This is a genomic window from Burkholderia sp. Se-20373 (assembly GCF_017104705.1).
Classification (GTDB): Bacteria; Pseudomonadota; Gammaproteobacteria; order Burkholderiales; family Burkholderiaceae; genus Burkholderia.
In genome coordinates this window covers 24553-36763 of record NZ_JAAGPH010000032.1, presented here as the reverse complement: position 1 = coordinate 36763, position 12211 = coordinate 24553, and the positions used below count along the sequence as shown (strand labels likewise).

General features: G+C 66.5%; 11 protein-coding genes. 3 read left to right on the top strand and 8 right to left on the bottom strand.

The window, feature by feature from the left end; all coding sequences use genetic code 11:
• Window positions 1-40: 40 nt before the first annotated feature.
• From G3N96_RS13645 to G3N96_RS13610, 8 genes are all read right to left on the bottom strand, one after another.
• Window positions 41-1393: a HipA domain-containing protein gene (locus tag G3N96_RS13645; RefSeq protein WP_206137542.1), complete on the bottom strand. Its 1353-nt coding sequence runs from the start codon at window positions 1391-1393 to the stop codon at window positions 41-43.
• Window positions 1393-1716 carry a helix-turn-helix transcriptional regulator gene (locus G3N96_RS13640; protein WP_206137541.1) on the bottom strand — a complete coding sequence of 108 codons (324 nt, stop codon included), beginning with the start codon at window positions 1714-1716 and terminating at the stop codon, window positions 1393-1395. The genes G3N96_RS13645 and G3N96_RS13640 overlap by 1 nt, the downstream gene beginning before the upstream one ends.
• Window positions 1717-1959: 243 nt before the next feature.
• On the bottom strand, window positions 1960-2400 hold the full coding sequence (locus G3N96_RS13635; protein WP_011354099.1) for a dihydroneopterin aldolase: 441 nt from the start codon (window positions 2398-2400) through the stop codon (window positions 1960-1962).
• Window positions 2397-3029 carry a sarcosine oxidase subunit gamma gene (locus G3N96_RS13630; protein WP_206137540.1) on the bottom strand — a complete coding sequence of 211 codons (633 nt, stop codon included), beginning with the start codon at window positions 3027-3029 and terminating at the stop codon, window positions 2397-2399. The genes G3N96_RS13635 and G3N96_RS13630 overlap by 4 nt, the downstream gene beginning before the upstream one ends.
• The gene (locus tag G3N96_RS13625; protein ID WP_206137539.1) at window positions 3019-6030 is read right to left on the bottom strand and encodes a sarcosine oxidase subunit alpha family protein; all 3012 of its coding nucleotides are present in this window, start codon (window positions 6028-6030) and stop codon (window positions 3019-3021) included. The genes G3N96_RS13630 and G3N96_RS13625 overlap by 11 nt, the downstream gene beginning before the upstream one ends.
• Entirely contained in the window at window positions 6027-6326 is a 300-nt protein-coding gene (locus tag G3N96_RS13620; protein WP_027790629.1) for a sarcosine oxidase subunit delta, read from the bottom strand. Before G3N96_RS13620 ends, G3N96_RS13625 begins: the two co-directional genes overlap by 4 nt.
• 31 nt (window positions 6327-6357) lie before the next feature.
• Window positions 6358-7602 (bottom strand): sarcosine oxidase subunit beta family protein, encoded by a 1245-nt coding sequence (locus G3N96_RS13615; RefSeq protein ID WP_006480591.1) that lies wholly within the window; start codon window positions 7600-7602, stop codon window positions 6358-6360.
• 16 nt (window positions 7603-7618) lie between these two features.
• A complete protein-coding gene (locus G3N96_RS13610; protein WP_043180619.1) occupies window positions 7619-9004 on the bottom strand; it encodes an L-serine ammonia-lyase in 1386 nt (461 codons plus the stop codon).
• Between the two features lie 289 nt (window positions 9005-9293).
• Here G3N96_RS13610 and G3N96_RS13605 point away from each other — a divergent pair, with 289 nt between their 5' ends.
• The 3 genes from G3N96_RS13605 to ltnD all read left to right on the top strand — a co-directional run bounded on the left by G3N96_RS13605 (window position 9294) and on the right by ltnD (window position 12192).
• Complete coding sequence (locus G3N96_RS13605) at window positions 9294-10361, top strand: GlxA family transcriptional regulator (protein WP_206137538.1); 1068 nt, start codon at window positions 9294-9296, stop codon at window positions 10359-10361.
• 189 nt (window positions 10362-10550) lie between these two features.
• Window positions 10551-11255: a FadR/GntR family transcriptional regulator gene (locus G3N96_RS13600; protein WP_206137537.1), complete on the top strand. Its 705-nt coding sequence runs from the start codon at window positions 10551-10553 to the stop codon at window positions 11253-11255.
• A gap of 46 nt (window positions 11256-11301) precedes the next feature.
• Window positions 11302-12192, top strand: a complete 891-nt coding sequence (gene ltnD, locus G3N96_RS13595) for an L-threonate dehydrogenase (protein WP_124585119.1) — start codon at window positions 11302-11304, stop codon at window positions 12190-12192.
• Window positions 12193-12211 lie beyond the last annotated feature (19 nt).

The window sequence follows — 12211 nt, the reverse complement described above, 5'->3', positions numbered from 1 at the left end:
GGAATCCGTGTTGCAGCGATCGCCCGTGGCGCACCCGATTTCAAAGCAGATCGACGTTCACCTTGGACACCATAGGTGCAATACGCAGTACACGGTCTGCCTGATCACACACGTACTCCGAAATATTGCCTACCCATCCACGTTCATCGCCCGCGTAAACGTCGGACTCCGCCAATTCGGGCGCGAGCTTCTTCGCCAGACTTGCCATCTTCGACATTTCCCGCGCGACGAACGATGGCCGGATCTGCGTGCGATGCGCAAAATCCGCGAGTGCAAACGCGGTCAATTCCTCCGTGCGAAACACATCCCCGTAAGCCATCGCCATATCCTGGACGTACGCGTCGCCATACACGTCGACGCAAACGAGGTCGTAAAACGGGGCCGGCGCAAGCCCGCCACCGCTGACGAAAAACGAGATGTTCTTGCCATGCGCGTCGCTGTTGCCGATCAGCAGTTGCAGCAGTGCCCAGCGCAGCATTGCCGTGCGCGCGGCTGCCGGGGTCTCGAGATACGGTGTCAGCGAGAACAGCTTCTCGAAGCTCACGCCTTCGCGAATATTGCGCACGTCCGCGTTGTTACCGAGGTTGCGTTCGTACTTGAGCGTCGCCGGCAAGTCCAATGCCTGGCATCCGTCGATGACGTGAAGGCGTCGCACCGCATTGACGCGCGTCGGATCGTCCGGCTCGGTCGTCACGATCCGGTCGAAGCGCTCGATGAGCAGAATGGGTTCCGGGATGCGGCGAATCTCGACGGGCGCCACGGGCAGCCCCATACGAGCGGCCAGTGTCATGCAGAAATGCTCGTTGGCGACCATGAACGGCGCATGCGGGTTGCCCGACTCCGGCTTCAGAATGTGCGTGCTGCTGAGCGCCCCTTCGACGAGTGCAAATTGCTCCCCCTCGACCAGCACCTGCAGTTTGTCCTGATGGCCGGCAATCGACAGCCGGACCTGGCCGTCCCACACCGGAAACGGAATCGCGTCGCGCTTGCGAATGCGGTCGGTCAACTCCTCCGCGGATATCACGCGACGTTCGGACTCGGCGGCTTCCGGTGCCTGCACATCATCAGCGTCGTCCGGCAGGAAACTCAGCGCGCCGACCGGCTCCTTGCCGAGCATCCGGATCAGGCCGAACACGTTGTCCTTCGATAGCTGATACATCGCCGCGGCCACTTCGAGCGCACGCCCCTCAGGCAACAGATTGCCGATGAAGCGCTGCACCGCGCCCACGGGAAGCGAACGACCGTCGAGCGGAATGCATGGCGACAACGCGAACGCATCGGCGCGCGCCTGCCACGTCGGGTCATACGAAAAACCGTAGTCGTCCTGACGGGCGTCGTAGGTCAGTTGCCCGACGGGCGAACCGTTGGTCGAGATGCGCAGGCGATGAACCATCAGGCACCCTCTCGCGAACCCGCCGGAATAGTCGGCTCAGCCAGTTCATGCAACGCCTTGCGCGCGACGGGCACTTCGCGTTTCGGTATGACGAGCAAATTGAGACCCAAGCCGTCGAGTACCTTGAACAACTTGTCGAGGCTCACTGCCCGGCCGTTTTCGAGCCGCGACAGCACATCCTTGGAGACGCCGAGCATATCGGCCGCGTCGTCGATCCGCATCTGGTTCTGCGCCCGCCGGTTGCGGACGAGCGCCCCCAACGCCGCGAGATCTTGCGCAAGCGGGTCGGGTGATGCAATTGGGCGGGGTAAGGTACGAGCCATAATTCCGGGATACCAGGAACAAAATGCCGGCGAACGTGCATCGACGACATTGTTACGAGAATATCGGAATTATAGGCTTGAACGCCGGTGATGGCGAATTGTTCTCATATTTCAGGAACAAATGCCGGCATACTTACGGTCGACGCATTATTCTCATATTCCAGGAACTATACAGCCCGACAAGTGCCATGCTGGCGGCCGACCGGCATCGTTTCGACGCGCTCGTCGGCCGCCTCTCCCGCATCAAAACTGCCCCGCCGCCCCCGTCCACCGCAAATAATCCCCACGCGTCCAGTCGAGCGACACACCGACGCGCTTCGTGCCGGGCCGGATCTTCGGCTTGTACACCGACAGCGTCAGCGACTCCAGCGCCGGCCACTCACGGAACGACAGCACCGCGATATCGGCGACGAGCGTTTCGAGCAGCCGCGTATGCGGCTTGTGCGACAGGAACGCCGCAAGCCGCGCGCAATAGCCGTCGTAATCGATCCATTCGCCCTGCTCGCTCGGCTCGCACCGATAGCCGAGCCTTGCATCGATCACGATCGGCTGCGGCGCTTCATGCTCGTGCGCATGAATGCCGATCCGCGCGGGCACCTTCAGTTCGTCGACGAACACGCTCCAGCCGCGCCCGCGCAGGCGCGGCGCATCGATCGCCACGAACGGTTCGTCGAACGGCTTCATGATGCGAGCGGCGCGGCCGCGTCGAGCATGATGCGCACGAAGTAGTCGGCGAAGCTGCGGCGCAGGACGATCTCGAACGCATCGTCACCGGTCGGGATCAGCACGATCGACGACTTGAAGTAATGCGACTGCGCGCACTGGCCCGGCTTGAACGCACACGGATGGAGATCGAGCGGGCAGCCGCGCGCGAGCACGTCGCGCACGCGTTCGCCGCTGATCTCGACCACCGTATAGCCGCTGCCGACGTCGACGGCCGCCGAATACGTGCCCTGCACGGCTTCCGCGAGCTTCGCTTCGAGCACGCCCGCCGGCACGGGTCCGTTCGAGCGCACGAGCCACTCGTCGGGGCCGAGCCACAGCACGTCGTACTCGGCGCCGCGCGCGACCGTGTTCGGCGCCGCGGGCGGCCGGCAGCCGACCACGCGCTCGAACGCGCTCACGAACGCCGGATCGCTCAACTCGCCGCGCACGTTGACGAGATCGAGGAACGGCCGCTCGCGCAGCGTGAACTTCTTCGAGGCGCGCGCCTGGTGCGGCTTCAGCACGTCGGCCGCGCCGACGAACGGCGATTCAAGCGTCACGCCGCCCGCACCCGCCACCTGCGTCTGGTTTCTGGTTTCATTCCACATGCTGGCGCACCCCTTCGGTATCGTAGAAAACCGGGCTCGAGATCTTCGCGGTGATGCGCTTGCCGTTGGCCAGCGGAATCACGACGCTCTCGCCCATCTTGTTCAGGCCGCCCTTCACCACCGCGAGCGCGATCGAGCGCTTCAGGATCGGGCTGTAGTAGCTCGACGTCACGTGGCCGAGCATCGGTGTCGGATCGACCGCCGACACCTGCGTGTCCTTCGCGATGATCTGCGCGCCTTCCGGCAGCACGAACTGCTCGTCCTCGGTCAGCAGGCCGACGAACTGCTTGCGGCCCTCCTTCGCGGTGTCCGAACGCGACAGCGAGCGCTTGCCGAGGAAGTCCTTCGACTTCGCGACGACGCCGCCCATCCCGAGGTCGTACGGCGTGATCGAGCCGTCGGTATCCTGGCCGACGATGATGTAGCCCTTCTCCGCGCGCAGCACGTGCATCGTCTCGGTGCCGTACGGCGTGATGTCGAACTCGGCGCCGGCCGCCATCAGCGCTTCCCACACCGCGCGGCCCGCGTTCGCCGGCACGTTCACTTCATAGGCGAGCTCGCCCGAGAAGCTGATCCGCATCACGCGCGCCTTCGCCCCTGCAACCGTGCCGTTCCGGTAGCTCATGAACGGGAACGCCTCGTTGCCGAAGTCGATGTCCTGGCACACCTTCTGCACGACCTTGCGGCTCTTCGGGCCGACCACCGCGAACGTCGCCCAGTGATCGGTGACCGACGACAGCCGCACCTTCATGTCGGGCCATTCGGTCTGCAGCCAGCGTTCGAGCCACGTGAGCACGCGCGCCGCGCCGCCCGTCGTGGTCGTCATCATGAAATGCTGGTCGGCGAGGCGCACCGTCACGCCGTCGTCGAACACCATCCCGTTCTCGTCGAGCATCAGCCCGTAGCGGCACTTGCCCACTTCGAGCTTGTTCCACGGGTTCGTGTACATCCAGTTCAGCAGCTTCACCGCGTCCGGGCCCTGGATGTCGATCTTGCCGAGCGTCGACGCGTCGAGGATGCCGACGCTGTTGCGCACCGCCAGGCATTCGCGCTTCACGGCCGCATGGAGATCCTCGCCGTTCTTCGGGAAGTACCACGGCCGCTTCCAGTTGCCGACGTCCTCGAACAGCGCGCCGTGCTCGACGTGCCACTCGTGCACGCAGGTCTTGCGGATCGGATCGAGGAAATCGCCGAGCTCGCGGCCCGCGAACGTGCCGAACGACACGGGCGTGTAGTTCGGGCGGAACGTCGTCGTGCCCGTTTCCGGAATCGTCTTGCCGAGCGCCCCCGCGAGGATCGCCATCCCGTTGATGTTGCCGAGCTTGCCCTGGTCGGTGCCGAAGCCCATCGCCGTGTAGCGCTTCACGTGCTCGACCGACTCGAAGCCTTCGCGTGCGGCCAGCAGGATGTCCGCGGCCGACACGTCGTTCTGGAAGTCGACGAACTGCTTCGGCCCGCGTGCCGCGGCTTCGCGGCTGCCGACCAGCCACAGCGGCTGCAGTGCGCCTTCGACGGTTTCCGCGACCTGCGGCGCAACGGCGCGCTGCTCTGCGGTGAAACCCGCCGCCTTCGCGGCTTCCACGCCCGCATCGACCGCGAGCCGCAGCGCGCGCGCCAGGCCGAATTCGCCGGCCGCGGCACCGATGCTCGCTTCCGCCTGCACGGGCTTGCCCGGCAGGAAGCAGGCCTTCTCGTCGTTCCAGCAGGCCTTGCCGCCCGACTGCGCGAACAGGTGCAGCACCGGGCTGAAGCCGCCCGACATCGCGACGAGGTCGCACGGCAGCGTCTGCAGCTTGCCGCCGGTCTGGCCGTTCGAGTAGGACGCGACGTCGACCGACGATACGCGCCACTTGCCCGATGCGCCCGTCACGACCGCGCCGCTCATCACCGTCACGCCCTGCCGCTTTGCGGCGGCCGGCAGCGCACCGTTCGACGATGCGCGCGAATCGACGACCGTCACTTTCGCGCCGCACGCCTTCAGGTCGAGCGCGGTCTGGTACGCGCGATCGTTGTTCGTGAACACGACCGCGTTGCGGCCCGGCAGCACGCCGAAGCGATGCACGTAGGTGGACACGGCGCCTGCGAGCATCACGCCCGGCAGGTCGTTGTTGCCGAACACGATCGGACGCTCGTGCGCGCCGGTCGCGAGAATCACGCGCTTCGCGCGGACCTTCCACAGCAGTTCGCGCGTGCCCTTGCGCATCGACACCGGCAGGTGATCGGTCAGGCGCTGCGTGACCGTCACGAGGTTGTGGTCCTGGTAGCCGAACGCGGTGCTGCGCGACAGGATCGTCACGTCGGGCAGCTTGCGCAGCTCGGCCTCGATCTTCTCGACCCACTGCAGCGCGGGCTTCGCGTCGATCTCGGCGCGGCACGACAGCAGGCTGCCGCCGAGCTCGCGCTGGTCGTCGACGAGGATCACGCGCGCGCCGGCCGTGGCCGCCGCATGCGCGGCCGCGAGGCCCGACGGGCCACCGCCGACCACGAGCACGTCGCAGTGCGCGTAGCACTTGTCGTAGCGATCGGCGTCGAGCGCTTCCGGCGCCTTGCCGAGGCCGGCCGCTTCGCGGATCTTCTCTTCGTACTTCGGCCACATGTTGCGCGGCCACATGAAGGTCTTGTAATAGAAGCCGGCCGGCAGGAAGCGCGACAGCTTCTGGTTGATCGCGTACTTGTCGTTCTCGAGCGACGGCTCCGCGTTCACGCTGGACGCGACGAGCCCCTGGTACAGCTCGATCTCGGTCGCGCGCGCGTTCGGCACCGTGTACGGGCCCGATTCGAGCTGCACGACGGCGTTCGGTTCCGCGACGTCCGCCGTCACGATCCCGCGCGGGCGGTGGTACTTGAAGCTGCGCGCGACGAAATGCACGCCGTTCGCGAGCAGCGCGGACGCGAGCGTGTCGCCCTGGAAGCCTTGATACGTGCGGCCGTTGAACGTGAAGGTCAACGGAATCGCGCGATTGATGCGGCCACCGGTGCCGAGGCGGTCTTTCTGGCTCATTTGCTCGTGCCCTCTTCGTGTGCGTTGCCGGCAGCGTCGCCACCGAACTTTTCGTAGCCCTTGATATCGTAGGTCACCGTGTCGCGCGTGGCCTTGAACCAGCGACGGCAGCCCTGCGCGTGCAGCCATTGCTCCTTGTGCAGCCCGCGCTTGTTCTCGCGCATGAACACGTACTCGCCCCATTCGCGGTCGGTCATGTTCTCGTTGTTCACGGGGCGCACGATGTCGGCTTCACCACCGCACGAGAACTCGGATTCGGCGCGCGGCCCGCACCACGGACATTCGATCAGCAACATGTTTCTTTCTCCTGTGTCTGTGCGGTAGCGGTCAGTGCGCGACGGCGGCAGCGCCGTGCTCGTCGATCAGGTGGCCCGTGTAGAAACGGTCGAGCGCGAACGGCGCGTTCAGCGGATGCGGTTCGTCGCGGGCGATCGTGTGCGCGAACACCCAGCCCGAGCCGGGCGTCGCCTTGAAGCCGCCGGTGCCCCAGCCGCAGTTGAAATAGAGGCCCTTCACGTCGGTCTTGGTGATGATCGGGCACGCGTCCGGCGACACGTCGACGATGCCGCCCCACTGGCGGTTCATCCGCACGCGCGAGAACACCGGGAACATCTCGACGATCGCCTGCAGCGTGCTTTCGATGATGTGGAAGCTGCCGCGCTGGCCGAAGCCCGTGTACTGGTCGATGCCGGCGCCGATCACGAGGTCGCCCTTGTCGGACTGGCTGATGTACGCGTGCACCGCGTTCGACATGATCACCGAGTTGACGACCGGCTTGATCGGCTCGGACACCAGCGCCTGCAGCGGGTGGCTTTCGATCGGCAGGCGCACGCCGGCCATGTCGGCGAGCGTCGTCGTGTTGCCGGCCGCGACCACCGCGACCTTCTTCGCCTTGATGAAGCCCTTCACCGTATCGACGCCGACCACCGCACCGCCTTCGCGGCGAATGCCCGTCACCTGGCAGTTCTGGATGATGTCGACACCCGCGCGGTCCGCGCCGCGTGCGAAGCCCCAGGCCACCGCGTCGTGACGCGCCACGCCCGCGCGGCGCTGGATCGATGCGCCGAGCACCGGATAGCGGCTGTTCAGGTTGATGGTCGGCTCGATTTCCTTGATCTGCGCGGGCGTCAGGAATTCGGCGTCGACGCCGTTCAGCCGGTTCGCGTTCACGCGGCGCTCGGTGTCACGCACGTCCTGCAGCGTGTGGGCCAGGTTCATCACGCCGCGCTGGCTGAACATCACGTTGTAGTTCAGGTCCTGCGACAGCCCTTCCCACAGCTTCATCGCCTTCTCGTACAGCGCGGCCGACTCGTCCCACAGATAGTTCGAGCGCACGATCGTCGTGTTGCGCGCGGTGTTGCCGCCGCCGATCCAGCCCTTCTCGAGGATCGCGACGTTCGTGATCCCGTGCTCCTTCGCGAGGTAATACGCGGTCGCGAGGCCGTGGCCGCCGCCGCCGACGATCACGACGTCGTATTCCTTCTTCGGTTCCGGGCTTTTCCACTGCTTTTCCCAGTTCTCGTGATACGAGAGGCCGTTGCGGAACAGGCTGAATATCGAGTAGCGGCTCATGTGAGTGATCCTTCGTTTAGCATTCGATGACGTTCACGGCCAGACCGCCGCGCGACGTTTCCTTGTATTTCGTCTTCATGTCGGCGCCCGTCTCGCGCATCGTCTTGATGACCGAATCGAGCGACACGTAGTGCTGGCCGTTACCCTTGAGCGCCATGCGCGACGCGTTCAGCGCCTTGATCGCGCCCATCGCGTTGCGCTCGATGCACGGGATCTGCACGAGCCCGCCGACCGGGTCGCAGGTCATCCCGAGGTTGTGCTCCATGCCGATCTCGGCGGCGTTCTCGACCTGGTCGGGCGTGCCGCCCATCACCGCGGCGAGCGCGGCGGCCGCCATCGAGCACGCGACGCCCACTTCGCCCTGGCAACCCACTTCCGCGCCGGAAATCGACGCCGTTTCCTTGTAGATGATCCCGATCGCCGCGGCTGTCATCAGGAATTCGACGATGCCGGCTTCGTTCGAGCCCGGCACGAACTTCACGTAGTAGTGCAGCACCGCGGGAATCACGCCGGCCGCGCCGTTGGTCGGCGCGGTGACGACCCGGCCGCCCGCCGCGTTCTCCTCGTTGACGGCCATCGCATACAGGTTGACCCAGTCGAGCATCGACAGCGGGTCGCGCAGCGACTCTTCCGAGCGCTCGCGCAGGCGGGCGTTCAGCTCGGCCGCGCGGCGCTTCACGCGCATCGGGCCCGGCAGGTCGCCCTCGACCTTGCAGCCGCGCTCGACGCAGGCGGCCATCGTGCGCCAGATCGCGAGCAGCCCGGCGCGCACTTCGTCGGCGGGACGCAGCGCGCATTCGTTGCGCATCATCAGCTCGGCGATCGACAGCCCGTGCTCGCGGCACTGGCGCATCAGGTCGTCGCCGGTGCGGAACGGATACGGCACCTCGACCGCCGCGCGCACGCCGTTCACGCGATCGCCGTCGCGGTTCACGACGAAGCCGCCGCCGACCGAGTAATACTCTTTCTCGACGAGCAGCTGGCCGTGCTCGTCGAACGCCTGGAAGCGCATCCCGTTCGGGTGCACGATGCTCGTGCCGCTCATCAGCTTGCGATAGAAGCCGATGTGCTCCTTTTCCTCGAAACGGACGGTCTGCTTGCCGAGCAGCGACAGCGATTTCTCCGCGCGGATCGCGGCGAGCCGCGGCTCGATCAGGTCCGGATCGATCGTGTCCGGCAGGTGGCCCTCGAGACCGAGCAGCACGGCCTTGTCGGTGCCGTGGCCCTTGCCGGTCGCGCCGAGCGAGCCGTATAGTTCGACCCGCACGCGGCGCACGAAACCGAGCAGGTTCGCGTCCTCCACGTGCGACGCGAAGCGGCACGCGGCGATCATCGGGCCGACCGTATGCGAACTGGACGGGCCGATGCCGATCTTGAACAGGTCGAAGACGCTGACGTTCATTGGCTTCCTCTGGGTGGCACACACGTGAAATGTCGTTGGCGCCAGTACATCAAAGCGTAAAATCGGCCGATAGAACAAAAACGGCATCGGCGTGGGATACCGCCGCCAAGCGCTACTTCAGCAGGCCCGAAAGTGCGTTTTGGCGATGGTTCGCGACGGAAAACCACAAGTCGTGCCGGAACCGATCAGCGACGCTGGCTGCATCCGCCCCGCCCGGCCGCCGTACCCGCATGACCCGTATCAACAGACTGAGTGAGACCGCCCGCCCGGCGTGAAGAGATTGGCCGCGATGACAACCGACGTACCCGCTTCCCCCCTCGCAGAACCCGCGCCGCGGCGTATCCGCTTCGGCATCGTGCTGCTGCCGAACTTCACGCTGACGGCCTTCTCCGGCTTCGTCGACATGCTGCGGCTGTCGGCGGACGACGGCGACTACAGCAAGCCCGTGCGCTGCGCGTGGAGCGTGATCGGCGAGACCCTCGCGCCGGTGCGCGCAAGCTGCGGGATCCAGATCACGCCGTGGGAAACGTTCGACGCGGCCGAGCCGTTCGACTATGTGGTGGTGGTCGGCGGGCTGCTGCATTCGGGACCGCAGGCCGGCCCCGAGACACTCGACTTCATCCGCCGCGCGGCGGCAGGCGGCGCGACGGTCGTCGGCATCTGCACCGGCGTGTTCACGCTGATGCGGGCCGGCGTGCTCGACGGCTACCGCACCTGCGTGAGCTGGTTCCACTACTGGGACTTCATCGAGCGCTTTCCCGCCGCCGATCCCGACCTGCTGATCGCCGACCGGCTGTTCGTGATCGACCGGCGCCGTATCACCTGCTCGGGCGGCCGCGCGTCGATCGACGTCGCCGCCGCGATCCTGCTGCGCCACTTCGATCACGCGACCGTGCAGAAGGCGCTGCGCATCCTGCTGGTCGGCGAGATGCAGAAAGGCAATGCGCCGCAGCCGCATCCGCCGGGCCTCGAGCCGGCGACGCACCCGAAGGTCAAGCGCGCGATTCTCCTGATGGAACAGCATGTCGGCCGCGCGCTGTCGCTCGACGAGCTCGCGAGCAAGCTCGATTTGTCGACGCGGCAGCTCGAGCGGCTGTTCAAGGCGGAGACGGGCAAGAGCCCGCAGGCGTTCGCGAAGCAGGTGCGGCTGCGCACGGCCGCGTGGCTGCTGACGAGTTCGGACCGCACGGTGGCCGATATCGCGTCGAGCTGCGGATTCGCCGATGCGTCGCACCTCGGGCGCGAATTCCGCAAGCAGTTCGGCGTGCCGCCGGCGACCTATCGGGAGCGTGGCGGGGAAGTGGCGGAAGCCGGCGCGGCAATCGCGGCGGACCCCGTCGAGGACATCGCCGACTGACGGCGACGGGCCCCCGCTCCTTCTCCAACCGATCGCGACACGACACTCGAACGCATCGGTTTAAGCTCAATTGGAACCGGTTCCAATCAATTTAACCGACGTTGCACTCCGATAACCGAGGGTTATCCCGGATGCTGCCGCACGCTCAAATTTGTATGATGACCACATAACCTGACAAACCAGAGCACCATGTTCGAGAAAATTCCCGCCCGTGCGATGAGCGACCATGTCGCGCAGCAACTGCTCAAGCAGATCGAAGTCGGCAGTTTCTCCGCCACCGGCAAGCTGCCGACGGAGGCCGTGCTCGCGCAGGAATTCGGCGTGAGCCGCACGGTGATTCGCGAGGCGATCTCGCGGCTGAAGAACGAAGGCGTGGTCGAGCCGCGCCAGGGCAGCGGCGTGTACGTGAACCAGCACGGCGCGATCCGGCCGCTGCGGATCGACTACGCGGAGGCCGTCGAAGCCACGTCGCTGCCGCACCTGCTTGCGGTGCGCCGCGCGATCGAGGCCGAGGTCGCGGCCGAAGCCGCGTTGAACCACACCGATGAAGACATGGCCGACATCGACGACGCGCTGCGCAAGATCGATGACGCGGTGGCCGAAGGGCGCGACGGCGTCGCGGAAGACGTCGCGTTCCACCGCACGATCGCGGCCGTCACCGGCAACCCGTATTTCCTGAAGACGCTGCAGTTCCTGAACCAGTACCTCGAAGCCGGCGTGAAGGTCACGCGTCGCAACGAAGCGACGCGCGAGGACTTCTCGCGCCAGGTGCGCGACGAACACGCGGCGATCGCCGACGCGATCCGCGCGCGCGACCCGATGGCCGCACGCAACGCGGCACGCACGCACATGTACAACGCCGCCCGCCGCCTCGCGGAAGCCGGTATCTGCTGAACCCGGCGGCCGCGCCGCCCCTCTCCCGAATCGATCAAGGTTGACCATGTCACGAAATGTTGGAGTCATCGGCCTCGGCGCGATGGGCCTCGGCGTCGCCCGCTCGCTGCTGCGCGCCGGCCTGCGCGTGCACGCATGCGACGTGCGCGACACCGTGCTGCAGGCGTTCGCCGCCGAAGGCGGCATCGCCTGCGCGACGCCGGCCGAACTCGGCGCGCAGTGCGACGTCGTCGTCACGCTCGTCGTCAATGCCGCGCAGACCGACACGGTGCTGTTCGGCGAGCACGGCGCGGTCGCGGCGATGAAGCCGGGCGGCGTCGTGATCGCCAGCGCGACCGTTGCGCCCGAGTTCGCGGTCGCGCTCGGCGCGCGGATCGAGGCGGCCGGCCTGCAGATGCTCGATGCGCCGGTATCCGGCGGCGCCGCGCGCGCGGCCTCCGGCGAGATGACGATGATGACGTCGGGCCCGGCCGCCGCCTATGCGGGCTGCGAGGACGTGCTCGCGGCGATCGCCGGCAAGGTCTATCGCCTCGGCGACGCGCACGGCATCGGCTCGAAAGTGAAGATCATCAACCAGCTGCTGGCCGGCGTGCACATCGCGGCGGCGGCCGAGGCGATGGCGCTCGGCCTGCGCGAAGGCGTCGATGCCGATGCGCTGTACGACGTGATCACGCACAGCGCCGGCAATTCGTGGATGTTCGAGAACCGCGTGCCGCACATCCTGAACGGCGACTACACGCCGCTGTCGGCCGTCGACATCTTCGTGAAGGATCTCGGCCTCGTGCTCGATACCGCGCGCCGCAGCAAGTTCCCGCTGCCGCTGTCGGCCACCGCGCACCAGATGTTCATGAGCGCGTCGAGCGCCGGCCACGGCGGCGAGGACGATTCCGCCGTGATCAAGACCTTCCCCGGCATCACGCTGCCGCCCGCCCGCTGATTCGACCGACGCTTCCGCC